20 protein-coding genes and 1 pseudogene are annotated in these 25,136 nt (G+C 70.6%); 19 read left to right on the top strand and 2 right to left on the bottom strand.

Annotated elements, in window-relative coordinates; translation table 11 throughout:
* Positions 1–119: 119 nt before the first annotated feature.
* From MTF69_RS07495 to MTF69_RS07445, 10 genes and pseudogenes are all read left to right on the top strand, one after another.
* A complete protein-coding gene (locus MTF69_RS07495; RefSeq protein WP_243331795.1) occupies positions 120–3,014 on the top strand; it encodes a vitamin B12-dependent ribonucleotide reductase in 2,895 nt (964 codons plus the stop codon).
* Between the two features lie 254 nt (positions 3,015–3,268).
* On the top strand, positions 3,269–4,009 hold the full coding sequence (locus MTF69_RS07490; protein WP_243331793.1) for a class I SAM-dependent methyltransferase: 741 nt from the start codon (positions 3,269–3,271) through the stop codon (positions 4,007–4,009).
* 174 nt (positions 4,010–4,183) lie between these two features.
* Positions 4,184–5,008 carry an arylamine N-acetyltransferase gene (locus tag MTF69_RS07485; protein WP_243331792.1) on the top strand — a complete coding sequence of 275 codons (825 nt, stop codon included), beginning with the start codon at positions 4,184–4,186 and terminating at the stop codon, positions 5,006–5,008.
* Between the two features lie 32 nt (positions 5,009–5,040).
* Positions 5,041–5,646, top strand: coding sequence for a YdbC family protein (locus MTF69_RS07480; protein WP_243331790.1), 606 nt, complete (start codon positions 5,041–5,043; stop codon positions 5,644–5,646).
* Between the two features lie 128 nt (positions 5,647–5,774).
* The gene (locus tag MTF69_RS07475) at positions 5,775–6,434 is read left to right on the top strand and encodes a histidine phosphatase family protein (protein ID WP_243331788.1); all 660 of its coding nucleotides are present in this window, start codon (positions 5,775–5,777) and stop codon (positions 6,432–6,434) included.
* An 11-nt stretch (positions 6,435–6,445) separates the two neighbouring features.
* On the top strand, positions 6,446–7,360 hold the full coding sequence (locus tag MTF69_RS07470) for an ADP-ribosylglycohydrolase family protein (RefSeq protein WP_243331786.1): 915 nt from the start codon (positions 6,446–6,448) through the stop codon (positions 7,358–7,360).
* A gap of 173 nt (positions 7,361–7,533) precedes the next feature.
* Positions 7,534–9,258: a DUF4173 domain-containing protein gene (locus tag MTF69_RS07465; RefSeq protein ID WP_243331784.1), complete on the top strand. Its 1,725-nt coding sequence runs from the start codon at positions 7,534–7,536 to the stop codon at positions 9,256–9,258.
* A gap of 329 nt (positions 9,259–9,587) precedes the next feature.
* Positions 9,588–10,123 (top strand): annotated as a pseudogene (locus MTF69_RS07455) (TetR/AcrR family transcriptional regulator).
* Positions 10,124–10,246: 123 nt separating this feature from the next.
* The gene (locus MTF69_RS07450; RefSeq protein ID WP_243331783.1) at positions 10,247–10,957 is read left to right on the top strand and encodes a ribonuclease HII; all 711 of its coding nucleotides are present in this window, start codon (positions 10,247–10,249) and stop codon (positions 10,955–10,957) included.
* Positions 10,958–11,016: 59 nt separating this feature from the next.
* Positions 11,017–11,613, top strand: coding sequence for a hypothetical protein (locus tag MTF69_RS07445; RefSeq protein ID WP_243331781.1), 597 nt, complete (start codon positions 11,017–11,019; stop codon positions 11,611–11,613).
* Between the two features lie 192 nt (positions 11,614–11,805).
* Here MTF69_RS07445 and MTF69_RS07440 read toward each other — a convergent pair whose 3' ends face one another.
* Positions 11,806–12,435 (bottom strand): hypothetical protein, encoded by a 630-nt coding sequence (locus MTF69_RS07440; protein ID WP_243331779.1) that lies wholly within the window; start codon positions 12,433–12,435, stop codon positions 11,806–11,808.
* A 362-nt stretch (positions 12,436–12,797) separates the two neighbouring features.
* Here MTF69_RS07440 and MTF69_RS07435 point away from each other — a divergent pair, with 362 nt between their 5' ends.
* From MTF69_RS07435 to MTF69_RS43345, 3 genes are all read left to right on the top strand, one after another.
* On the top strand, positions 12,798–14,948 hold the full coding sequence (locus tag MTF69_RS07435; protein ID WP_243331778.1) for a RecQ family ATP-dependent DNA helicase: 2,151 nt from the start codon (positions 12,798–12,800) through the stop codon (positions 14,946–14,948).
* Between the two features lie 152 nt (positions 14,949–15,100).
* Entirely contained in the window at positions 15,101–16,123 is a 1,023-nt protein-coding gene (locus MTF69_RS07430) for a hypothetical protein (RefSeq protein ID WP_243331776.1), read from the top strand.
* Positions 16,018–17,106 carry a helix-turn-helix transcriptional regulator gene (locus MTF69_RS43345; protein WP_243331774.1) on the top strand — a complete coding sequence of 363 codons (1,089 nt, stop codon included), beginning with the start codon at positions 16,018–16,020 and terminating at the stop codon, positions 17,104–17,106. The genes MTF69_RS07430 and MTF69_RS43345 overlap by 106 nt, the downstream gene beginning before the upstream one ends.
* Before the next feature lie 38 nt (positions 17,107–17,144).
* Here the strand turns inward: MTF69_RS43345 and MTF69_RS07420 are convergent, their stop codons facing one another.
* Entirely contained in the window at positions 17,145–18,251 is a 1,107-nt protein-coding gene (locus tag MTF69_RS07420; RefSeq protein WP_243331771.1) for a 3-oxoacyl-ACP synthase III family protein, read from the bottom strand.
* Between the two features lie 353 nt (positions 18,252–18,604).
* Between MTF69_RS07420 and MTF69_RS07415 the strand changes: the two genes are divergently transcribed.
* The 6 genes from MTF69_RS07415 to MTF69_RS07390 all read left to right on the top strand — a co-directional run bounded on the left by MTF69_RS07415 (position 18,605) and on the right by MTF69_RS07390 (position 25,136).
* Complete coding sequence (locus MTF69_RS07415; RefSeq protein ID WP_243331769.1) at positions 18,605–19,696, top strand: polyprenyl synthetase family protein; 1,092 nt, start codon at positions 18,605–18,607, stop codon at positions 19,694–19,696.
* An 86-nt stretch (positions 19,697–19,782) separates the two neighbouring features.
* Entirely contained in the window at positions 19,783–20,811 is a 1,029-nt protein-coding gene (mvk, locus tag MTF69_RS07410) for a mevalonate kinase (RefSeq protein WP_308401375.1), read from the top strand.
* Positions 20,801–21,859, top strand: a complete 1,059-nt coding sequence (gene mvaD / locus MTF69_RS07405; RefSeq protein ID WP_243331767.1) for a diphosphomevalonate decarboxylase — start codon at positions 20,801–20,803, stop codon at positions 21,857–21,859. The genes mvk and mvaD overlap by 11 nt, the downstream gene beginning before the upstream one ends.
* 14 nt (positions 21,860–21,873) lie before the next feature.
* Positions 21,874–22,974 (top strand): phosphomevalonate kinase, encoded by a 1,101-nt coding sequence (locus MTF69_RS07400; protein WP_243331765.1) that lies wholly within the window; start codon positions 21,874–21,876, stop codon positions 22,972–22,974.
* A gap of 501 nt (positions 22,975–23,475) precedes the next feature.
* A complete protein-coding gene (locus MTF69_RS43340; protein ID WP_374322410.1) occupies positions 23,476–24,078 on the top strand; it encodes an alpha-hydroxy-acid oxidizing protein in 603 nt (200 codons plus the stop codon).
* On the top strand, positions 24,075–25,136 hold the full coding sequence (locus tag MTF69_RS07390; RefSeq protein WP_279345468.1) for a hydroxymethylglutaryl-CoA reductase: 1,062 nt from the start codon (positions 24,075–24,077) through the stop codon (positions 25,134–25,136). Before MTF69_RS43340 ends, MTF69_RS07390 begins: the two co-directional genes overlap by 4 nt.

Here is a 25,136-nt window from a genome sequence, read left to right as displayed (position 1 = left end):
ACGTGCGTGGGAACGGCCGGTGGGTCTGGCGAAGAAGACGTAGATACAAGACACACAGCACCGTGCCGCGGAATATCGCTGGCACTTTAGGGCGTTTTGCCCGCATTGGGAGGAACGGCATGACAGAGACGGCGAGCAGCTCGGCACGAGGTTCCCGCGCCAAGGGCACCAAGACTGCCAAGAGCGGCCTGCGTATCGAGCGCATCCACACCACCCCGGGCGTGCACCCGTACGACGAGGTGACCTGGGCGCGCCGCGACGTCGTCATGACCAACTGGCGCGACGGCTCGGTCAACTTCGAGCAGTACGGCGTCGAGTTCCCCGACTTCTGGTCGGTGAACGCGGTCAACATCGTCACCAGCAAGTACTTCCGCGGTGCGGTCGGCAGCCCGCAGCGCGAGACCGGTCTGAGGCAGCTCATCGACCGGATCGTGAAGACGTACACGAAGGCCGGCGAGGACTTCGACTACTTCACGTCGCCCGCCGACGCGGAGATCTTCGAGCACGAGCTGACCTACGCGCTCCTGCACCAGATCTTCAGCTTCAACTCGCCGGTGTGGTTCAACGTCGGCACGCCCCAGCCGCAGCAGGTCTCCGCCTGCTTCATCCTGGCCGTCGACGACTCCATGGAGTCGATCCTCGACTGGTACAAGGAAGAGGGCATGATCTTCAAGGGCGGCTCCGGAGCCGGCCTGAACCTCTCCCGCATCCGCTCCTCCAAGGAGCTCCTCTCCTCCGGCGGCAACGCCTCCGGCCCGGTCTCCTTCATGCGCGGCGCCGACGCGTCCGCCGGAACGATCAAGTCGGGCGGCGCCACCCGCCGCGCGGCCAAGATGGTCGTCCTGGACGTGGACCACCCGGACGTCGAGGACTTCATCGCGACCAAGGTGAAGGAAGAGGAGAAGATCCGCGCCCTGCGCGACGCGGGCTTCGACATGGACCTGGGCGGCGACGACATCACGTCCGTCCAGTACCAGAACGCCAACAACTCCGTCCGCGTGAACGACGAGTTCATGACGGCCGTCGAGAACGGCACCGAGTTCGGCCTGCGCGCCCGCATGACCGGCGAGGTCATCGAGACGGTCGACGCCAAGTCGCTCTTCCGCAAGCTCGCCGAGGCCGCGTGGGCCTGTGCCGACCCGGGCATCCAGTACGACGGTGTGATCAACAACTGGCACACCTGCCCCGAGTCCGGCCGCATCACCGCGTCCAACCCGTGCAGCGAGTACATGCACCTGGACAACACGTCCTGCAACCTCGCCTCGCTGAACCTGATGAAGTTCCTCGACGACGACGGCAAGGGCAACCAGTCCTTCGACGCCGAGCGCTTCTCCAAGGTCGTCGAGCTGGTCATCACCGCGATGGACATCTCCATCTGCTTCGCGGACTTCCCGACGCAGAAGATCGGCGAGAACACCCGCGCCTTCCGCCAGCTGGGCATCGGCTACGCCAACCTCGGCGCCCTGCTGATGGCGACCGGCCACGCGTACGACTCGGACGGCGGCCGCACCCTCGCCGCGTCGATCACCTCGCTGATGACCGGTACCGCGTACAAGCGCTCCGCCGAGCTGGCCGCGATCGTCGGCCCGTACGACGGCTACGCCCGCAACGCCGAGTCGCACAAGCGCGTCATGAAGCAGCACGCCGACGCCAACGCCGTCGCGCCGCGCACCGAGGACCTGGACAACATCATCTGGGCCGCGGCCACCGAGGCCTGGCAGGACGTGATCCGCCTCGGCGAGAAGAACGGCTTCCGCAACTCGCAGGCCTCCGTCCTCGCGCCGACCGGCACCATCGGTCTCGCGATGTCCTGTGACACCACCGGTGTCGAGCCGGACCTGGCCCTGGTCAAGTTCAAGAAGCTCGTCGGCGGCGGCTCGATGCAGATCGTCAACGGCACCGTTCCGCAGGCCCTGCGCCGCATGGGCTACCAGGAAGAGCAGATCGAGGCGATCGTCGCCCACATCGCCGAGCACGGCGTGGTAGTCGACGCCCCGGGCCTGAAGCAGGAGCACTACTCGGTCTTCGACTGCGCGATGGGCGAGCGTTCCATCTCCGCGATGGGCCACGTGCGCATGATGGCCGCGATCCAGCCCTGGATCTCCGGCGCGATCTCGAAGACGGTCAACATGCCGGAGACGGCGACCGTCGAGGAGATCGAGGAGATCTACTTCGAGGCGTGGAAGCTGGGCGTCAAGGCGCTCGCGATCTACCGCGACAACTGCAAGGTCGGCCAGCCCCTCTCCGCGAAGAAGAAGGAAGAGGAGAAGGAGGAGGTCACCGCCAAGGCGGAGGACACCATCCGGACGGCCGTCGAGAAGGTCATCGAGTACCGCCCGGTCCGCAAGCGCCTCCCGAAGGGCCGCCCGGGGATCACCACCTCCTTCACGGTCGGTGGCGCCGAGGGCTACATGACCGCGAACTCCTACCCGGACGACGGTCTCGGCGAGGTCTTCCTGAAGATGTCCAAGCAGGGTTCGACCCTCGCGGGCATGATGGACGCCTTCTCGATCGCCGTCTCGGTCGGCCTGCAGTACGGCGTCCCGCTGGAGACGTACGTCGCGAAGTTCACGAACATGCGCTTCGAGCCGGCCGGCATGACGGACGACCCGGACGTGCGGATGGCGCAGTCGATCGTCGACTACATCTTCCGCCGCGTGGCGCTCGACTTCCTGCCCTTCGAGACCCGCTCGGCCCTCGGCATCCACTCCGCCGAGGAGCGCCAGCGCCACCTGGACACCGGTTCCTACGAGCCCCTCGACGAGGAGCTCGACACGGAGTCCCTGACCCAGGCGGCCCCGCTCGTCGCGGTCCCGGCCGTCCCGGCCGCCAAGCCGGTCGCGGTCGCGGCGGTCCCGGCCCCCAAGACGGCGCACTCCAACGCCGAACTGGTCGAGATGCAGCTCGGCGTCTCCGCCGACGCCCCGCTCTGCTTCTCCTGCGGTACGAAGATGCAGCGCGCCGGCTCCTGCTACATCTGCGAGGGCTGCGGCTCCACCAGCGGCTGCAGCTGATACGGGGCGGGATCGCGTCGGACACGACGTCCGACGTAGCCCGCGCAGGTAGCTGACCAGCAGCTTCACGAAGGGGACCGGCCTAAGGCCGGTCCCCTTTGTCGTGTCTGTGCCCTGTACGCAGTGATGATCTTTGTGGGTTTTGCCAGTACGGCGGTCCGCCGGAGTGCGGGAAGACTGCCCGTCAGGGGCCGAGGCGCATCCCGGGGACGGGGGCCGAGGCCTGAAGACGACGAAGTACGGGGGAGAGCACAGTGAGCGCACAGCAGTACGACGAGATAGGTGAGGCCTACGAGGGCTTCAAGGCCCTGCCTCTGGAGCAGTACGCGGTGGTGCCCGGCTTCCTGGCCCTGGTCGGGGATGTGAGCGGCAAGTCGGTCCTCGACCTGGCCTCCGGCACCGGCTTCTACAGCCGTGAGTTCAAGCGGCGCGGTGCCACGGACGTGCTCGGCATCGACATCTCCGGTGAGATGGTCGCCGTCGCGCAGAAGCTGGAGGAGCAGCATCCGCTGGGTGTGCGTTACGAGGTGGGGGACGCGTCCGAACTGCGGCCCTTCGAGCAGCGCTTCGACATCGGCCTGGCGGTCCAACTGCTCAACTACGCGCCGGACACCGCCACCACGGAGCGGATGTGCCGCAACATCCACCGGAGCCTGAAGCCGGGCGCCGAGTTGTTCCTGCTCAACCAGTCGCCCGACTACCGCTTCGACGGGCCGACACCGGAGAAGTACGGCTTCCGCAGCGTGCTCACCGGCGAGGAGGGCGAGACCGGACCGAAGGTCCGGACCACGGCGCTGCTCGACCCGCCGGTCTCGTTCGTCGCCAACCGCCCGCGCCGAGAGGTCTACGAGAAGTGCCTGGAGGCGGCCGGGTTCAGCGAGCTGACCTGGGTCCCGCTGGAGGTGTCGGAGGCAGGTCTGCGCGAGTTCGGTGCGGACCACTGGGCGGACCTCCACGCCAACCCGCCGCTGGAGATGCTGCGCTGCCGCGCCTGACGGCCGATCGGACCGACTGATCGAAGGAGCGGGGACCGGCCGCGTGCCGGTCCCCGCGTTCCGCTTCGGCGGGGGAAGAACGGGATGGCGCACAGGGCGATCGCCGTGATCATTGTGTGGGGGCGGGGCCGCCGGAACGCCCCGTGATGTCGCGATGCGTAGAGCGGGGAAGCCATGTGGAGCGGTGACGAGCTGGATCTGGACGCCTATCTGGCGAGGATCGGATGGAACGGCGGGGAACTCCGGGCGGACCTCGCGACGTTGAAGGCAGTACACCGGGCCCACACCGGTGCGATCACCTTCGAGAGCCTGGACGTGCTGTTCGGCCGCCCCGTCGGGCTGGACGTCAAGACGGTCGAGGACAAGCTCGTGCACGAGCGCCGCGGCGGCTACTGCTACGAGCAGAACACCCTGCTGGCCGCGGCCCTGGAGCGGATCGGCTTCGCGGTCTGCGGACGCGGCGCCCGCAACCGCACCCGGGGGGACTCCCTGCTCGCGGTGACGCACGCCGTCCTCGTCGTCACCGTCGAAGGGGAACCGTGGCTCTGTGACGCCGGGTTCGGCTGGCAGGGACCGAGGGAGCCCGTCCCGCTGGCGAGCCCCGGGGTCGAAGTGCGGCAGGAGGAATGGGTGTTCCGCGTCCGGGAGGAAGCGGACGGGGTCCTCGCGCTCTGCGCATGGCGCGAGGGCGCCTGGCGCGACCTGTACGCCTTCACCCCGCAGCCCTATCATCCCGTCGACTACGTGGTGCTGAACCACTACAGCTCCTCGCACCCCCGCTCCGCCTTCCTCGCCCGGGCCATCGTCCAGTACCCGGGCGACTGCGCCCGGCTGGCCCTCGTAGGGCGGGAGCTCTCCCGGCTGCTGCCCGACGGGCGGATCGAGCGGCGGGAGGTGCCGGCCGAGGAGGTGCCGGCCCTGCTCGTCCGGGAGTTCGGACTTCGGCTGTCCGAGCGGGACGTGGACGAACTGCTTCGGTTGTACCGCGCCGAGGACTGACCCGGGCCCCACCGGGACCGTACGATGGCGCAGTGCTGGTCAAGTGGATTCGCTGCACGGTGACGGACCGACGCGGGTTCGAGCGCGGGCAGCGCAAATGGGCGGGACTGCCGGGCGAGCCGGGATTCCGGGGGCAGGGCGGCGGCTGGAGCCGGGGCCGGCAGGGGGTGGCGCACGTCTTCACCTTCTGGGAGAGCCGTTCCTTCTACGACTCCTTCATGGCCCGCTCGCACGACCGGCTGGCCGCTTCGCAGAACGGCACCTACACCGACGCGCGGGTCACGCTCTTCGACCACCGCTTCGACGTGAAGACCGGTTTTGAGCCACGTTTCACCGACGCCGACGTCGTCAGGGTCGCCCACACCAGGGTGCGGGAGGGGCGCGTGGACCATTTCGCGCTCATGCAGGAGAAGGTCTGGAACCCGGCCATGGCGGGCTCGCCCGGCATGGTCCGGGGCCTCTTCGGCGAGGCCCCGGGCCGTGAGTTCCTGGTGCTGTCGATGTGGCACGCGGCGGCCGAACACGGGAAGTACCGGCAGGAGCGCGTCGAACGGCTGTCGCTGCGCGCCCAGATCCAGGCCGACGTGGAGGCCCTCACCGGGGACGTCGTCGACCTCGAAGCGTCCTGGACGGTGTGACGACCTGCCTGCCGACCTGCCTGCCGACCTGCCTGACGAGCTGACTGACGAGCTGACTGTATGGCCGCAGCCGGCTCGACCGGCGAGCCCGGTCGGTGTGCCCGGCGGTGGCCGAATAGGGTCGTGGAATGGTTCGACCACGGCGCATCGTCCTTGTCCGGCACGGGGAATCGGAGGGCAATGCCGATGACACGGTGTACGAGCGGGAGCCCGACCACGCCCTCCGGCTGACCCACACCGGGCGCGAGCAGGCCGCGGAGGCGGGCGGACGCCTGCGCGAGCTCTTCGGGGACGAGCACGTCAGCGCGTACGTCTCCCCGTACCGCCGGACCCTGCAGACCTTCCGGGAGCTGCGTCTGGACCCCACGCGCGTGCGGATGCGCGAGGAGCCGAGGCTGCGCGAGCAGGACTGGGGGAACTGGCAGGAGCGGGAGGACGTACGGCTGCAGAAGGCCTACCGGGACGCGTACGGGCACTTCTTCTACCGCTTCGCGCAGGGGGAGTCGGGCGCGGACGTGTACGACCGGGTCGGGGCCTTCCTGGAGAGCCTCTACCGCAGCTTCGAGGCCCCGGACCATCCGGAGAACGTGCTGCTCGTGACGCACGGCCTGACGATGCGACTGTTCTGCATGCGATGGTTCCACTGGTCCGTGGCCGAGTTCGAGGCCCTCTCCAACCCGGGCAACGGCGAATACCGGGTGCTCCTGCTGGGGTCCGACGGCCGGTACCGGATGGACCGCCCGTTTGAGCGGTGGACCACACCCGAGCCTTATGACCTGGACGGCTAGAGTGACGCGCGATGACCGCTGACTCCTCCCCCGAAGGGCGCTACGCACGCGCCATGGCCAGCCTCCGCGGGCTGGCCCTGGGCGACGCACTGGGTTCCCAGTACTTCGTCCCCGTGAACTACCCGCTGCTCAAGCGGCGCGAGCTGCCCGCCGGCAGCGATCCGTGGCAGTGGACCGACGACACCGAGATGGCCTGCTCCGTGGTGGCCGTGCTCGCCGGGCACGGCCGGGTGGACCAGGACGCCCTGGCCGCCTCCTTCGCCCACCACCACGACTTCGACCGCGGCTACGGGCCCGCCGTGAACCGGATGCTGCGCCTGATCCGCGAGGGCGCGGACTGGCGCACGCTCGCCGCGGAACTCTTCAACGGCCAGGGCTCCTGGGGCAACGGCGCTGCCATGCGGGTCGCCCCGCTGGGCGCCTGGTACGCCGACGACCCGGAGCAGGCCACGCACCAGGCGGAGATCTCCGCCTACACCACCCACCAGCACCGCGAAGCGGTGTGCGGCGCGATGGCCGTGGCCGCCGCGGCCGCGCTGGCGGCCGATCCGGCCGGGCCGCCCAAGGCCGCCGACCTGCTGGACGGCGTGATCGCGCTCGTCCCGAAGAGCGCGGTGGGCGCCGGGGTGCGGCGGGCGCGCGACATGCTCGACTACGGCGACGCGACCACCGTCGCCGCCGTACTGGGCTGCGGGCGGCGCACCAGCGCCCACGACACCGTGCCGTTCGCCCTGTGGTCGGCGGCGCGGGGCCTGGACGACTACGAACGGGCCTTCTGGACCACCGCCCAGGTGGGCGGAGACGTGGACACCACCTGCGCGATCGTCGGCGGAGTGCTGGGCGCACGCGGGGACGCGGTGCTGCCGCAGGCCTGGCTGGCCCGTACCGAGGCGCTGCCGGCCTGGCTGCCGGAGTCGGCGGGGTAGTGGGGTATCGGGGGTGGCGGCGGCGGTCCGTGCCGGTTCGCACCCCTCCGTTTGTCACGGTCCTGCCACAGGCATCTTTTGATCCTGTTCAAAACTGCAGGTGACCGGCCTACTCTGTCGGCTTCGCCACCCCCGCCCGACGGCAGGGGTGGCCGACAGGGGAGGGGAACCCGATGTCAGCAGAGAACGCCGGTGCGGACAAGGCCGGTGCGGAGAACGCCGGTGCGGACAAGGCCGGTGCGGAGAACGCCGGTGCGGAGAAGGCCGGGACGGCGGACGCCGCGGGGGCCGCGGGTGTGGAGGCCGGCGCGGGGTCCGCGCCGCCCGCGCCGCCCGGATGGGATCCCAAGGTCTGGCGAATCCACCAGTTGCGCAAGGAGCGCGCCGCCTCCGGTGCCTGGTCGATCGCCCCGCTCGCCTGGGCCGAGGCCGCGCGCCCGGCCGCCGTCGGACCCGTACCGGCCGTCGTGCTGGGCGCCGTACTCGCCTCCGGCATCGCCGCTTCCCTGCTCCTCGGCGAGGGGCTGGGCCCGGGCCTGCTGCTCGCGGTGGTCCCGGCGCTGCTCGCCGCCTACGCGGCCGCCCGAGCGGCCGGCCGCAGGCTGCGCCCGTGGACCGCGCTCTGGGCGCTCGGCTGCCTCGTGCTGCTCGCCGTGCCCGCCCTGCGCGCCTCCGCCTGGCCTGCCGTGACGGCCCTGTTCGCGGCGCTCCTGACGGGCGCCCTGGCCCTGCACGGCAGCCGCAGTTGGCCCGGCATCCTGCTCGGGCCGGTCGGCCTCCTCGACTCCGCCGTCCTCGGGGTGCGCTGGGTCTGGAGCGGGCTGCGCTCGCGCGGCGAGGGGCGCCGGGAGCGCTGGCTGCCGGTGGCGAAGTCCGTCGTGGTGGCGGTGGTCCTGCTGGCGCTCTTCGGCACCCTGTTCGCTTCCGCCGACGCCGCCTTCGCGGACCTGCTGAGCGGGCTGACCCCCGACATCAGCGGCATGGGCGGCCCGGTGCGCTTCCTGCTCTTCGCGCTCGGCCTCCTCGTCGCGATCGCCGTGGCCCGCGCGGCCGCCGCCCCCTCCCGCTGGGACCGCATCGCGGTGCGCCCGGGGAAGGCGCGCTCCCGGGTGGAGTGGGCCCTTCCGCTCATCGTGCTGAACCTGCTCTTCGCCGCCTTCAACGCCGTCCAGCTCGCCGTCCTCTTCGGTGGCTACCGCAAGGTCCTGGAGGCCACCGGCCTCACCTACGCCGAGTACGCGCGCCAGGGCTTCTGGCAGCTGCTCTGGGCCACCCTGCTCACCCTTGCGGTCATCGCGCTGGCCCTTCGCTGGGCCCCGCGCGACGGAGCCGGCGACCGGCGGCTGGTGCGCGTCGTGCTCGGCACGCTCTGCGTGCTGACCCTCGTGGTCGTCGCCTCGGCGCTCCGCCGCATGGACCTGTACGTGGACGCGTACGGGCTGACCAGGCTGCGCCTGTCGGTCGCCGGTGTGGAGCTGTGGCTCGGTCTGGTCATCGTACTGATCATGGCCGGCGGGCTGTTCGGCGCGCGCTGGCTGCCCCGCGCGGTCGCGGGGAGCGCCGTGGCGGCCGTACTGGCCTTCGGACTGATGTCCCCGGACGGGATGATCGCGGAGGGCAACGTCACGCGCTACGAGCGGGACGGCAAGATCGATCTGGCCTACTTCCAGTCCCTGTCGGCGGACGCGGTACCCGCCCTGGACCGGCTGCCCGAGCCCCGGCGTTCCTGCGCCCTGCGCGGGATCGCCGGGGACCTGGCGGAGGCCGGCCGCAGGCCCTGGTACGCGACGAGCCTGGGGGAGCGCCGGGCCCGGCAGATCCTGAGCGAGCGCGGGGTGAGCGCTTCGTACGAGCAGTGCAAGAGCCTGGGGACCTTCGGGAGCCGGGTCGAGTACTAGGGTCGTGCGGGCCCCGGCGCGGACGTTTCCCGCGCCGGGACCCTCGTACGGGACTGCGTGCTCAGGCGGCCGGACCGGCCTTGGCGGCGGCTCCGTTCAGGGCCTCCAGGTCGCTCGCGCGCACGCGGATCACCAGCAGCGAGGTGAGGAGCGCGATCGCCGCCATCGGCACGGCGGCGATGACTGCAGGAACGCCTCCAGTTGTCCCTGGCCGGCGTGCGCCCCGAAGTCCGGGACCTGACGGGCGGCTTCGTCGCGGCCGGCGGTGCCGAAGACGGTGACCAGGATGGACAGGCCGAGCGAGCCGCCGATCCGAACTCGAACGGGCGATTCTCGATGCCGCGTTGGAGCAGCCGAGCACCACGGGCTGGAACGCCCTCACCATGGAGGGCGTCGCCTCGGGAGCGCAGACGGGAAAGGCCGCGCTGTACCGGCGCCGTCCCTCGAAGGCGGACCTGGTGGCCGAGGCGCTGCGGACGCCGCTGCCGCCGCTCGGCCGGATCGCGGACCTGGGATCGGTGCGCGAGGACCTGTTCGCGCTGTGCGTGCGGATGCGGGACGTCATGGGGCGCGGGCCGGGCAGGCGCTGCGTACGGTGATTCACGAGTGCGATCACACGCATGCGGAGCGGTTCCGCGACCTGGTCCGGGGCGGGCTGTACGCACCGGCGCACGGGCTGATCGGTGAGCTGGTGCGCCGCGGAATCGAGCGGGGAGACGTCCGTGCGGACGCGATCGGTCCGCTTCTCGTCGAGGTCATCCCGGCGCTGATGATGTACCGCGCGAAAGTGTGCGGGAGTGAATGGGTGGCCGTGGAAATCGCCGAGATGATCGACGGGGTGATGGTTCCGCTGCTCAGGGTGTGAGACGGGGCGGGGTGGGTGGCACGGCGCGGAGGTGTCCGTGGCGCGGCGGGGAGGGGGCGGCGGCGCGGCGGGGAGGGGGCGGGGTGTGCAGGCGGCTCGGGGCGGCGTAACCTTGCTGGCGCCATGCCGTACGAAGCACCCACTCACACCGTCGAACGCTCCCTCCGAGCGACCACCGGCGCCAAGGTCATCGCCGGGGTCGACGAAGTCGGACGAGGGGCCTGGGCCGGTCCCGTCACCGTCTGCGCGGCGATCACCGGTCTGCGCCGGCCGCCCGCGGGACTCACCGACTCCAAACTGCTCACCCCCAGGCGCCGTGACGCGCTCGTCGGCGTCCTGGAGGACTGGGTCACGGCCTACGCCCTGGGCCACTCGTCCCCCGAGGAGATCGACGAGCTCGGGATGACCGCCGCCCTGCGCCTCGCCGCGGTGCGCGCCCTGGAGGCGCTGCCCGTGCGGCCCGACGCGGTGATACTCGACGGCAAGCACGACTACCTCGGTGCGCCGTGGCAGGTCCGGACGGTGATCAAGGGCGACCAGTCCTGCGTCGCCGTCGCCGCGGCCTCGGTGATCGCCAAGGTCCGGCGCGACCGGATGATGGCCGAAATCGGTGAACAGGGTGGCGGAATCGAGGACTTCGCTTTCGCCGCCAACGCCGGATATCCCTCGCCCGTGCACCGGGCGGCGCTCGAGGATCAGGGTCCGACCGCGTACCACCGGCTCTCCTGGTCCTACCTCGACGCGCTGCCCCGCTGGAGCCACCTCAAGAAGGTGCGGCGCAGCGAGGAATCGATGGAGCTGGAAAACGGAGGCCAACTCGGCTTCGATTTCTGATCGCACGCAGGTGCCACCAACCGGTACGTTTCGCACCGGTGTTTGATAGATATCAGCTCATGCCTCTCAACCCCGCCCCCGAGGAGCCTCAGATTCACGAGAGTGCCCAGGGTCCCCGCGTCACGCCGGCCGCGAGCCGCAGCGCGCAGACCCCCCGCCCCGTACCCGGTCCGCGTCCCGCCCCCAGGCCCGCGCCGCCCGCCCCGCGGAAACCTCAGGCCGCCGGCGTTCCCGTAGCCGCCACCGCCCCCTCGGTCTCGGCATCCGTACCGCAGGTCCAGCTGATCCCGGCATCCGCCGAGGGCGCGCTGGACGCGGCCGAAGAGGCCGTGGACCTGCTGCTCGACACCGGGCGTGCGCCCGGTGACATCCTGGTGCTCACCACCGGCGACCCGCACCCTTGGGCAGCGCACGAGCTGTCCTTCGGCGAGGCCGCGTACTGGGCGCTGCACGATGCCCGGGACGACGTCTTCTACGCGGACGCGGCGCAGGTCCAGCGCGCCGCGGGCCGTCCCGTCGTGGTCTTCGCGGCCAACGGCGGACCGGCCGCCGCGGCCGCCGGAGCCCTGCCGGTCGCGCTCGCGCGAGCCGGTGCGCTCCTGATCGTGTGCGGCGAGCCGCAGCAGATCAACTCCGTGCTGGGGGCGGGCGTCTGACGCCCCGTACTCCCGCACGGTCGAGGGGCGGGGCGGGCCGGTGGCCGGCCCTGCCGAAGTCCGAGGCCTGACCAGCCGTACGCCCGTTTCCGGGTGTACGGCCGTTGGTCGTTCCCGGGTACGGGGCCCTGCTGGCTCCGCGTTCTCGGGTACGGGGCCCTGCGGGCTCCGCCTGCGGCCGGCAGTGCGGGCTCAGCGCGCGGCGGTGCGGCGCTGGGCCTCCGCGGCTCCGCCGCCGCTGCGCAGGGCGACCGGGGCGAACTCGGACGGCACATCGCCGAGGCGCTCGGGCCGGGAGTCCGAGCTGGGGCTGCGGCCGCCGCGGCCTTCGCCCAGCACCTGCCAGCCGCCCCGGGTCAGCGTGATGTACGCGCCGCAGCGCAGCCCGTGCAGGGTGCAGGCGTCCCGCAGCCCCCACATCCAGGCGCCGTCCTCCTCGGTCCAGTGCTCGTCGCCGTCGCGGCAGAACAACAGCACGGCGGTCCGTACCGGGGTCCGCCGGCGCAGGTCGTGCGGAATGACCCGGCGCAACCGGGAGAGCAGCGCGTTGCGGTACTCCCAGCCGTCGGCCGCGGTGGAGCGCTGAACGAAGGAGGCGCTGGCCACGAGCCGCTCCTCGGGTCCGAGCACGGCGATCACCGCCGTGGACGGTACGGGGCCGTGCCGTGAGTGCAGTCCGCTGACGACCTCGCGCGGATTGCGCAGCAGGGGGACGCCCGACGCCGTCCACTCCGAGGGTTCCAGCAGCCTGCCGTGCCGGCTGGCGCCGCCGGTGGCCGTGGTCAGGGACGTGGTCGAGGGCGGGGCGAATCCGAAGGTCACGGTCCTCCCTTCGGGTACACGCCCGCGAACGGGCACAGCTGGAGTGCGGGCGCGCCGCGGCACGGCCCAGGAGAGCGCCGTCGAGCCGAGCGGGAGCAAGACAATTCTCGCGTGGCCCGTGAGCATGCGGCAACGAGCAATTGGAGCCGCCGACCGGAATTCGCCGGTATGCCGTTCATATCCATGCCCCGCCACGCCGAAGATGACTCATTCGGTCCAGGCCGGGGCGCCGGCACCAGGGGAAACACCGCCCTGGCGGCCGTCCGTCGCACCGGTCGGGCGCCGGGGCGGACGGCTCGTGGGCCGGACGGTCACGCTGGGTGAGTTGGCCGATTGTCCGTGGCATCGGGTTGCATGGGGGCATGGACAACCTGGAGCTCCGCGCTGAAGCCGATGCCATCCTCGCTGAGCTGGTCGGTGCCCCAGGGGGTTCGGCGCGGCTGCGGGAGGACCAGTGGCAGGCGGTGTCCGCCCTGGTGGAGGAGCGCCGGCGGGCGCTGGTGGTGCAGCGTACGGGGTGGGGCAAGTCGGCCGTGTACTTCGTGGCGACGGCCCTGCTGCGCCGTCGCGGCGCGGGCCCGACGGTGATCATCTCGCCGCTCCTCGCGCTGATGCGCAACCAGGTCGATGCCGCCGCGCGGGCCGGGATCCAGGCGCGGACGATCAACTCGGCCAACCCGGAGGAGTGGGAGACGATCTACGGGGAGGTGGAACGGGGCGAGACCGACGTTCTCCTCGTGAGCCCGGAGCGCCTCAACTCGGTGGATTTCCGCGAGCAGGTGCTGCCCAAGCTCGCGGCCACGACCGGTCTGCTGGTGGTCGACGAGGCCCACTGCATCTCCGACTGGGGGCATGACTTCCGCCCCGACTACCGCCGGCTGCGCACCATGCTCGCCGAGCTCGCCCCCGGCGTGCCCGTGCTCGCCACCACCGCGACGGCCAACGCCCGCGTCACGGCCGATGTGGCCGAGCAGCTGGGCACGGGAGGCGGGGGCGCTCTGGTTCTGCGCGGCGCGCTGGACCGCGAGAGCCTGCGGCTGGGGGTGCTGGAGCTGCCGAATGCCGCGCACCGGCTGGCATGGCTGGGGGAGCGGCTGGGGGATCTGCCGGGCTCGGGGATCATCTACACGCTGACGGTGGCGGCCGCGGAGGAGGTCGCGGCGTTCCTGCGGCAGCGCGGGTATCCGGTGGCTTCCTACACGGGGAAGACGGAGAACGCCGACCGGCTGCAGGCCGAGGAAGATCTGCTCGCGAACCGGGTGAAGGCGCTGGTGGCGACCTCCGCGCTGGGGATGGGCTTCGACAAGCCTGACCTGGGGTTCGTGGTGCACCTGGGCTCTCCCTCGTCCCCGATCGCCTACTACCAGCAGGTGGGCCGTGCGGGGCGCGGCGTGGACCACGCCGATGTGCTGCTGCTGCCGGGCAAGGAGGACGAGGCGATCTGGGCGTACTTCGCGTCCGTGGGATTCCCGCCCGAGGAGCAGGTCCGGCGGACCCTGGACGTACTGGAGCAGGCCGGCCGGCCGTTGTCGCTGCCGGCGCTGGAGCCGTTGGTGGACCTTCGGCGTTCGCGGCTGGAGACGATGCTCAAGGTCCTGGACGTGGACGGTGCGGTCAAGCGCGTGAAAGGGGGCTGGACCTCCACCGGACAGCCGTGGACCTACGACGCGCAGCGGTACGAGTGGGTGGCCCGGCAGCGGCAGGCCGAGCAGCAGGCCATGCGGGACTACGTGGCGACCACCGGGTGCCGGATGGAGTTCCTGCAGCGCCAGCTCGACGACGAGAAGGCGAGCCCGTGCGGCCGCTGCGACACCTGCGCCGGGCCCTGGCTCGACCCCGCCGTGTCCCACGGGGCCCTCGATGCGGCGACCGGTGAGCTGGACCGCCCGGGTGTCGAGGTCGAGCCCCGCCGGATGTGGCCCTCGGGCATGCCCGCGGTCGGCGTCGACCTCAAGGGCCGTATCCCCGTGGGCCAGCAGGCGGCCACGGGGCGCGCGCTCGGGCGCCTGTCGGACATCGGCTGGGGCAACCGGCTGCGCCCGCTCCTGTCGGAGCGGGCCGCAGACGGGCCTGTTCCGGACGACGTCCTGGCGGCCGTGGTGACGGTGGTGGCCGACTGGGCCCGTTCGCCGGGTGGGTGGGCCGGCGGCTCGATGGCCCGGCCCGTGGGGATCGTGGCCATGCCCTCCCGCTCCCGCCCCCAGCTGGTGGGCTCACTCGCCGAGGGCCTGGCCCGGGTCGGCCGGCTTCCGCTGCTGGGCAGCCTCGCCTACACCGCGCAGGCGGGCGAGTACGGCGCACACCGCAGCAACTCCGCCCAGCGGCTGCGCGCCCTGGCCGCCTCGTTCACCGTCCCCGACGAACTCGCCGCAGCCCTGGCCGCCACCCCGGGACCGGTCCTGCTCGTGGACGACTACGCCGACTCCGGCTGGACGCTGGCCGTGGGCGCACGTCTCCTGCGCCAGAGCGGAGCAGACCAGGTGCTCCCCCTGACCCTCGCCCTGGCGGGGTGAGGTGCTTGGACGCCCCCTGCGGCCGGCCCGGTGTGCATAATGCACCAGCTCATGTGTTCGCCAAGTCAAGACCGGACAATGGTTCGTAAGATCCTCGCAGGAGGGCGTGCGGGTTGTGGCGCGCCGGACTACATACGGGGGTAGCCGGGGTCATGGCAACGGAATTGCTCATGGAATCTGCCGACGAACAGATCCTGCGGGACATCCTGGGGGGTGAACCGGACCAGGGGCTGCTCGACTTCACGGCGGATGCCGGCGGGAATTCACGGTTGCTTGCCGAATGTGCGGCAGGGCTCGTGGAGGAAGGGCTGGTAAGGGAGTACGGCGGAACGGTCGGGCTGACGGAGCGGCGGGTCCCGGGCCGTGTGGTGGCGTTCGTGAAGCGCCGGCTCGGTGATCTCAGCATGGACTGCCAGCGATTCCTCAAGATTGCGGCAGTTTTGGGCAGATCCTTCATGCTGGAGGATGTCTCCAGAATGCTGGACAAATCCGCGGCCAGCCTGCTTTCTTCCTTGGACGAAGCGATTTCCTCGGGTTTCGTCGTTGCGGCGGAAAAACAACTCGTCTTCAAGAGTGATTTCTTCTTGGCGGGGGTCGTCGAATCGATTCCCGCTCCCGCGCGGGGTGCCTTGCAGCGCGAGGCGATGGGGCACTCCAGGAATCGCACCGCTTCACACGACCGGCAATTCTGGGTGACCGGGCACCCGCTCTGGATGGCCGACCGTCCGGCTGACCCGCTCCAAGAGGTCGCGGGTGAATCCGGAGAGGTCTACTCGAAGTCCCACAGCCTGATCATGGACGGAAAGGCCACCGTCGGAATTCGTGTCGCGGAGCGCGTTCTCTCCAGCCCCGCGAGTTCGGCTTCCGCCCGGCTCGATGCGGAAGCCTCCGTGATCCTGGGGTACTCCCTGCTCGGCATGGAAGAAGCGGAGAAGCGTTCCGCCAGGATATTGAGGGAACAGGGAGCCGGGCCGGGTGACGTTGCCTCGCTGATGGCGCTGACGGCGCTCTCCAACGCCCGCTGGCGCGCCGGGGAACTGGGCGAAGGGCTCAGCCGGGCCGTGCCGCGGTGCGGTACAGCGACAAGGCGGATCCCGTGTGGCGCCTCCACTTCCAGCTCGCACTGGCCGGAAAGGTCGCGAACCTGCGCGAATTCGAAAAGGCCGAGTCGCTGATCAATGACGCCGAAGCCGGCCTGCGCGAACTGGGCACACGCGCCTGGGACGCCGTACTCGCGGCGATGCGGGCCCGGCTGTTCCTCCAGGCCGGACGGGTCGGGGATGCTCGCCAACAGGCGGAGCTGGCGACTGCCGCGGCCGATCGGGACGCCGTTCCCGGACTCCGGCCCCTTGCGTACTCGGTGCTCAGCACCATCTTCCTCTACAAGGGAGACCTGGCCGCGGCGACCGATTGCCTGAAGCGGGTGCAGGGCGAGTTCGAGACGGATCAGGCGGTCCTCTATTCTCCGCAGTACGCCTGGACCGACGTGCGCATCGCGGTGAAAAGGGAGGGTCCGAGGGCGGCTGTCGAGCTGTTCTCCGACAAGTACAGCCATATGCCGACGCAGCGGAGCCTGTACATCGAGGATCCGGCTGCCGCCGCCTTCCTGGTCCGTCTCGCACTGGACGTGGGTGACACCAACCTCAAGCACAGCGTGCTCGAAACGGTGGACGGCCTCGCGGGTGACAACCCCGGCATCTCCGTGCTCGGCCTCAGCGCCCTGCACGCGAACGCTCTGGTGGCCGGTGATCCGGCCGTACTGTCGCGCATCATCGCGCAGTCGCCGGACCCGCTCTCGGTCGCCCTGGCGACGGAGGAACTCGCCAAGACCTACGGTGCGAAAGTCCCGGCCCGCAGGCAGGACGCGGATGGGGTTCCTTCGGATCCCTCGCCGGCGAAGCCCGAAGAAATGGTGTCACCGCTCAATTCCGCCTGCTGGTCCGGTCTCTCCGACATGGAGCGACGCATCGCCTACCTGGTGAGCGCGGGGATGACGAACCAGCAGATCGCCAAACGGGTCCACCTGTCGGCGCATACGGTGAATTACCACCTCAGGAAGATCTACAGGAAGTTGGGCATCAACACCCGTGTCGAATTGGCACGCGGAGCCGCGAGCTATTCGAGCAGAGCGGCGATCTATTCGATCGAAGCCGAGTAGATCACGGGCCCTCGCACGGTCGGGCGGGACGGGGTGCCTCACCTCGACTGCGCGGGGGCAGCGGCGTAGGCCGAATTCCGGGGCGGCCGGGCGTGCCGGGTGGGCAGCCAGCGGGTCAGGGCCGAGCCCACCGACATGCCGCCGCCGAAGCCGGTGAGCAGGACCACCTCTCCGTCGGAGAGGGCGCCGTCCCGGTGGGCGAGGTCGAGGGTGATGGGTACGGAGGCCGCGCCGGTGTTGCCGTAGGACTCCAAAGCCAAGTAGAAGCTGGCCCCGGGCAGTCCGAGCGAGGGCCAGACCTCCTTGAGCATCACCGCGTTCGCCTGGTGGGCGACCACATGGCGGACCTCCTGCGGGGCCAGCCCCGCGCCGGCCAGCAGATCCGTGACGGCCCCGGGGAGGTTGTCCTGCACGAACTCCCGGACCCGCCGGCCATCCATCCGGAAGTACTGCAGGCCCTCGTCCAGTGTCCCGGCGGTGGTCGGTATCCGGCTGCCGCCGGCCTGGACGCTGATCAGCTCGTGCTGGTCGCCCCGGGTGATCAGTGAACTGGCGAATAGGCCCCGGTCGTTCGGGGCCGGGCCGAGGACGACGGCCCCGGCGCCGTCACCGAAGAGGATGGCGGTCCGGCGGTCGGAGTAGTCGAGGATCCGCGAGTAGATGTCCGCGCCGATGACCAGTCCGTAGCGCTCGCCCGGCTCGGTGCGCAGCATCCGTTCGGCGACCGTCAGCGCGTAGACGAAACCGCTGCACACCGCGTTCAGGTCGAAGGCCGCCGCGTTCATCGCCCCGAGCCGGTGCTGGACGATGCTCGCCGTGGACGGCTGCGGGTGATCGGGCGTGGACGTGGCGACGACGATGTAGGCGAGTTCCCCGGGGTCGACACCCACCTGCTCGAGGGCCCGGATGGCAGCCGCCGCAGCGAGGTCGGACGTGGCCTGGCCGGGATCCGCCCGGCGGCGGCTCCGAATTCCCGTCTTGCGGACGATCCATTCGTCCGTGACGCCGGCCCGTTCGGCGATCTCGTCGTTGGAGACCTCGGTCGGGGGGAGGTACGCGCCGGTACCGAGGATTCCGATGGATCGGATGGATCGGATGGTGACTCCCGTGGTGAGGATCGGTGTTGATGGGAGCGGGTATCTCATCGTGGCACGTTATGCTCCCGCATTTCGCTGACACGGAATGTCTCACTCGGTTGGGTGGGATCCTGCTCGTCGTATACGGCCCCTACCTGTTGGCACTACTCGCGTGAGTAGTGGGCAGAGCGGCATGCCCTGGCTGACATCGAAGCATGCTGATCAGGTGTGGGATGGCTCAGGGGCATGCATGAATGGGCTTCTGCGGAAATCGGCGAGGCCGATGTCTCTTCGGAAAGGGCTGGCAGCCCGGAGTCGGGTGACGTGATCTCGGTGAATTCGTGCGAGTGCGAGATTGATTACGGGATTGATTGCGGGATTGATTATGAGAGCGACCGTCACCTCGACCGGGAGATGAGAGCATGACCGTCAGCTATCTCGGGACGGCATCCGTGGATGCGGCTGCCGTCGACGCCGTGATCAGTGACTTCTTCGGCCAGCGCCGGGCCGAAGCCGACGCGCTCGGCCAGGACTTCGCGGCCGTGGTCGCCGAGCTGGAGAACTACGTTCTGCGCGGCGGCAAGCGCGTCCGGCCGGTCTTCGCCTGGCTGGGCTGGATCGGTGCCGGCGGCGACCGGCACGATCCGGGCGCCACGGCGGTGCTGACTGCCTGCGCGGGACTTGAACTGCTGCACACGTCGGCCCTGATACACGACGACATCATCGATGCGTCCGACACCCGCCGCGGTCATCCCGCCGCGCACGTGGCCCTGGCCGAGCGGCATCGGGCGCGGCGCTTCTCCGGGGACCCCGACGCCTTCGGTACCGGCACCGCCATCCTGGTCGGGGACCTGGCCCAGACCTGGTCCGACGTCATGGTCCGCGCATCGGGATTGCCGGCGGACGCGCAGGCCCGGATCGGACCGGTGTGGTCCGCGGTGCGCTCGGAGGTCCTGTACGGCCAGCTGCTCGACGTGATCAACCAGGCGAGCGACGACGAGAGCATCGATTCGGCGCTGCGCGTCAACCAGTACAAGACGGCCTCCTACACGGTGGAGCGCCCGCTGCAATTCGGTGCCGCGATCGCCGGCGCCGGGGCGGACCTGGTCGCGGCCTACGGGGCCTTCGGGGTGGACATCGGGATCGCGTTCCAGCTCCGGGACGACCTGCTGGGCGTGTTCGGCGACCCGTCGGTGACGGGCAAGCCCTCGGGCGACGACCTTCGGGAGGGCAAGCGAACGGTGCTGCTCGCGACGGCGCTCAAGCATGCGGACGAACGTGATCCGGATGCGGCGAGGTTCCTCAGGGCGAAGATAGGAACCGACCTTTCCGGCCTTGAAATCGATGCCCTGCGGGACATATTCGTGAATGTCGGCGCCGTTGACGACATCGAGCGGCAGATCGCGCACCGCACCGACCGGGCCATGGCCGTACTGGACGCCAGCAGTGCCACCACCCCGGCAAAGGACCAGCTCGCCGCCATGGCGGTCAATGCGACGCAGCGAGCCCGATGATGACACCAAAGAATTCACCCGCTTTCGCCGGCCGTTTCGCCGGCCGCACCGTTTCCACAGGTGATCCGGACGTTGAATACGGCCGCATCGGTTGTGGACGCGCCCACGGAAAAGCAATTCTGCTCGGCGAGCACGCCGTCGTTTATGGTGCACCGGCACTCGCGATTCCGGTTCCACAACTGACGGTGACCGCGACCGCCAAGCGATTGCGGTGTTCCGACGAAGGCGCGGACAGGGTCTCCTCCGCACTGGCCGGCCGGGGGTCCGGGGCGGTGACACCGCTTGCCGCGGACGGCCTGCGGCGCCTGCTCCCGGACCTCAAGACGATGACGGGCGTCGACGGCCACGCGTGTGTGGACGTGATCATCGACTGCGCCATCCCGCAGGGCCGCGGGCTCGGCTCCAGCGCCGCGTGCGCCCGGGCGGCCGTGCTGGCCCTCGCGGACCTCTTCGACCGCCGGCTCGAGGCCCGCGAGGTGTTCGATCTCGTGCAGGCTTCCGAGAAGGTGGCACACGGCAGGTCGAGCGGCATCGACGCGCTCGCCACCGGTGCGACGTCTCCGCTCCTCTTCCACTCCGGCACTGCCCGTGAACTGCCCGTTCCCATGCCGGGGCACGCCCCCGCACGTCCCTCCGAGCACACCGGGGGCCACGCCGGCGAAGGCCGGCCCTACGACTTCGACGGGCTGTTCGTCATCGCGGACAGCGGTGTCAGCGGCAGTACGAAGGAAGCGGTGGAGCTCCTGTGGCGGAAGTTCCAGCGCAACGCGCAAACCCAGGCGGACTTCGTCCTCGGAGTGTCGCGCCTGACCCGCGCCGCCACACGTGACCTCGCGCACGGCCGATCGAGCGACTTCGGCGCGCGGATGACAGAAAACCACACGCTGCTCCACGAGATGGGGCTCAGTACGGACCGGATCGACGGCCTGGTCGATGCCGCGCTCGCGGCCGGCAGCCTCGGCGCCAAGATCAGCGGCGGCGGGCTGGGGGGCTGCGTGATCGCGCTGGCCGCAGAGCCGCGGCAGGCCGAAGCGACCGTGCGAAGCCTCCACGAAGCCGGCGCCGTCCGTACCTGGGTAGTCCCGATGGGAAGGTTCGTAAACCATGCTGATTGACCACAAGTTGGGGCCTGCGGGACTGGCGGGACCGCAGGGGAGTCTCCTCGGCCACGGGTCGACCGCCGTCGCCCATCCGAACATCGCGCTGATCAAGTACTGGGGGAAGCGCGACGAGCGACTCGTCATCCCGTACGTCGACAGCCTGTCGATGACCCTGGACGTCTTCCCGACGAACACCACCGTCCGGCTCGCCCCCGAGGCGCAGACCGACAGCGTCATCCTCGACGGAAAGCCCGCGGACGGTGAACCGCGGGAGCGCGTCATCGTCTTCCTGGACCTGGTACGGGAGTTGGCCGGGCGGAGCGAACGGGCAGCCGTCGACACCCGCAACGCCGTCCCCACCGGGGCGGGGCTGGCGTCATCGGCGAGTGGGTTCGCCGCCCTGGCCGTCGCCGCCACCGCCGCGTACGGGCTGGATCTCGATCCCACCGCCCTCTCCCGCCTCGCCCGTCGCGGGTCCGCGTCGGCCTCCCGGTCGATCTTCGGCGGCTTCGCGCTGTGTCACGCGGGCCAGGGCGTCGGCGAGGCCGCGGACCTCAGCTCCTATGCCGAGCCGGTGCCCCTTCCGGACTTCGACCCCGCCCTGGTGGTCGCACTGGTCAACGCCGGCCCCAAGGCCGTGTCCAGCCGTGCGGCCATGCGGCGGACCGTCGAGACCTCTCCGCTCTACCAGGCCTGGGCGACGTCGAGCAAGGGCGACCTGACCGACATGCGTGCGGCGCTGCTCCGTGGAGACCTCGAAGCGGTGGGGGAGATCGCGGAGCGCAACGCCCTCGGCATGCACGCGACGATGCTGGCCGCGCGGCCGGCGGTGCGCTACCTGTCACCGGCCACGGTGGCCGTGCTCGACGGTGTCCTGCAGCTCCGCAAGGACGGCGTACCGGCCTACGCGACCATGGACGCCGGACCGAACGTCAAGGTGCTCTGCCACCCCGAGGCCGCGCCCCGGGTCGCCGAAACGCTGCTGGCCGCCGCCCCCGGATGCTCGGTGCTCACCGCCCGGCGCGGGCCGGGAGCCAGGCTGCTGACGGCGGCAGAGCAGTGACCGGTACGAGAACAGTGAGCCGGCAAGCGCCGGGCAAACTCTTCATCGTCGGCGAGTACGCGGTGGTGCAGCCGGGCCACCCGGCGATCCTGGCAGCGGTCGATCGGCAGGTCGACGTCACGGTGTCGCCATCCCACGGCGCCGACGTCGTGATCGATTCCGACCTCTGCCCGGAACAGGCGCGACTGCGGCGCGGTGGCGGCGTCCTCGCCGCACTCGGCGAGGACGACGAACGGCGGGTGCGGGACGGTCTCACCCACGTGGTGTCGGCGATCGAAGTGGTCGACGGGCTGGTGGCCGAGCAGGGGCTGTCCGCACCCCCCGTCCACGTTTCGATCAGCAGTCGCCTGCACCACGAGGGAACCAAACTCGGCCTGGGATCGAGCGGCGCGGTGACGGTCGCCACGGTGTCCGCCGTAGCCGCGTACTACGGCTTGGAGCTGTCGCACGACGAGCGGTTCCGGCTGGCGATGCTCGCGTCGGTGCGGCTCGACGCCGGTTCCTCTGGCGGCGATCTCGCCGCGAGCGTCTGGGGCGGCTGGATCGAATACCACGCGCCCGACCGAACCGCCGTGCTCGGCATGATGCGGCGCCGGGGGATCGGGGAGTCGATCCGCGCGCCGTGGCCGGGCTTCGGGGTGCGACGGCTGCCGGCGCCCCGCGGTCTGACGCTCGAGGTGGGCTGGACCGGCCGGCCCGCCAGCACCACGGCCCTGGTCGGCAGCCTCGGCAAGCGCGCCTGGCAGGGCAGCACGTCGCAGCGGACCTTCGTGGAGCGCAGCGACGCCTGTGTGCGCGCCTCGGCCGGCGCACTCGAACGGGGTGACGGCCCCGCGTTGCTGCGGCAGGTCAGGGGCGCCCGCCGGATGCTCGCCGAACTGGACGACGAGGTCCGGCTCGGAATCTTCACCACCACACTGACCGCGCTGTGCGACGCGGCCGAGGCCGTCGGAGGCGCGGGGAAGCCGTCGGGCGCCGGGGGCGGCGACTGCGGCATCGCGCTGCTGGACGCCACGGCGGACGAGCAGATCTCGCACCTGCGCAAGGGATGGGCCGCCGCAGGGGTGCTCCCCGTGCCGATCCGTCTCCAGTCGACGAAAGGGAGCGCAGCATGATCGCTGAGCGCAAGGACGACCACGTGCGGTTCGCCGCCGAGCAACAACGCCACCTGGGCGGATACAACCAGTTCGACGACGTGTCCTTCGTCCACCATGCCCTGGCCGGCATCGACCGGTCCGATGCCTCGCTGGTCACGCGGTTCGGCGGCCTGGAATGGAAGGTGCCGCTGTACATCAACGCGATGACCGGCGGCAGCGTGCGGACGGGCGCCATCAACCGGGATCTCGCGATCGCCGCCCGTGAGACCGGCGTGCCCATCGCGACGGGCTCCATGAGCGCGTACTTCGCCGACGAGGCCGTCGCCGACACCTTCAGCGTGCTGCGCCGCGAGAACCCGGACGGGTTCGTCATGGCGAACGTCAACGCCAACGCCTCCGTCGAGAAGGCACGACGGGCCGTGGACCTGTTGCAGGCGGACGCGCTGCAGATCCACCTCAACGTCATCCAGGAAACGGTCATGCCGGAGGGCGACCGGTCGTTCTCCTCCTGGACCGCAGATCGAGCAGATCGCGGACGCCGTCGGCGCCGACGTACCGGTCATCGTGAAGGAAGTCGGCTTCGGCCTGAGCCGCGAGACCATATCGGCGCTGAGCGACATGGGCGTGCGCGTCGCCGACGTCGCCGGACGCGGCGGCACGGACTTCGCGCGCATCGAGAACGACCGGCGCAAGCACGCCGACTACTCCTACCTGGGCGGCTGGGGCCAGTCCGCTCCCGCCTGCCTGCTGGACTCCCAGAACGCCGCCATCCCGCTGCTGGCCTCCGGCGGGGTCCGCAACCCGCTCGACGTGGTGCGCGGACTGGCGCTCGGCGCTGCCGCCGTAGGCGTGTCCGGAGGGTTCCTCCGGACCGTTCTCGACGGCGGCCCGTCCGCCTTGATCGCCCAGATCACCACGTGGCTCGATCAGGTGGAAGCCCTGATGACCGCTCTGGGCGCGCGCACCCCGTCCGATCTGAGCCGGTGCGACGTGCTCGTCCACGGCGACCTGCGCGCGTTCTGCGCCGACCGGGGAATCGACACCCACCGGCTGGCCACACGCTCCCGATCCCGCTCCCGCTCCTACGACACCGCTCACGAGACGGTTGGAGGCACCCGATGAACGACACGCACGCGGTAGCCGGCGTTCCCATGAAATGGGTAGGACCCCTGAGGATCTCGGGGAACGTGGCGACCACCGAGACCGAAGTGCCGCTCGCCACGTACGAGTCGCCCCTGTGGCCCTCCGTCGGCCGCGGAGCGAAGATCTCCATGCTGGTCGAGCAGGGAATCGTCGCCACTCTCATCGACCAGCGGATGACGCGCTCGGTACTGGTGACGGCCGAAGACGCGCAGACCGCGTACCTGGCGGCGCTCGAAGTCGACGCGCGGTTCGACGAGCTGCGCGCGGTCGTGCGCACCTGCGGCCGGTTCGTCGAACTGATCGGTTTCCGCCACGAGATCGTGGCCAACCTGCTGTTCCTCCGGTTCGAGTTCAGCACCGGCGACGCCTCCGGCCACAACATGGCGACGCTGGCCGCGGATGCGCTCCTGACGCACATCCTGGGCGCCATTCCGGGGATCTCGTACGGCTCGATCTCCGCGAACTACTGCACCGACAAGAAGGCCACCGCGATCAACGGCATTCTCGGCCGCGGCAAGAACGTGGTCACCGAGCTGCTCGTACCGCGCGAGATCGTCCGTGACGTGCTGCACACCTCGGCCGCCGCGATAGCCGAGCTGAACGTGCGCAAGAACCTGATCGGCACCCTGCTCGCCGGTGGAATCCGCTCGGCGAACGCCCATTACGCGAACATGCTGCTCGGGTTCTACCTGGCGACGGGCCAGGACGCGGCCAACATCGTCGAAGGCTCACAGGGCGTGACCGTGGCCGAGGACCGGGACGGCGACCTGTACTTCTCCTGCACGCTGCCGAACCTGATCGTCGGAACGGTCGGCAACGGAAAGGGACTCGCCTTCGTCGAGCAGAACCTGGCGCGCCTGGGCTGCCGCGAGGAGCGCGAGCCCGGCGAGAACGCACGGCGGCTCGCGGTCATGGTGGCCTCGACGGTGCTGTGCGGCGAGCTCTCCCTCATGGCGGCGCAGACCAATCCGGGCGAACTCATGCGGGCGCACGTCGCATTGGAACGCAAGAACACGACCACGAAGATCGGACGGTAG

This window comes from Streptomyces sp. AP-93, from assembly GCF_022808175.1.
GTDB lineage: Bacteria > Actinomycetota > Actinomycetes > Streptomycetales > Streptomycetaceae > Streptomyces.
Note: the sequence above shows the minus strand (reverse complement) of the source record. Positions and strands in the feature narration are given on the sequence as shown.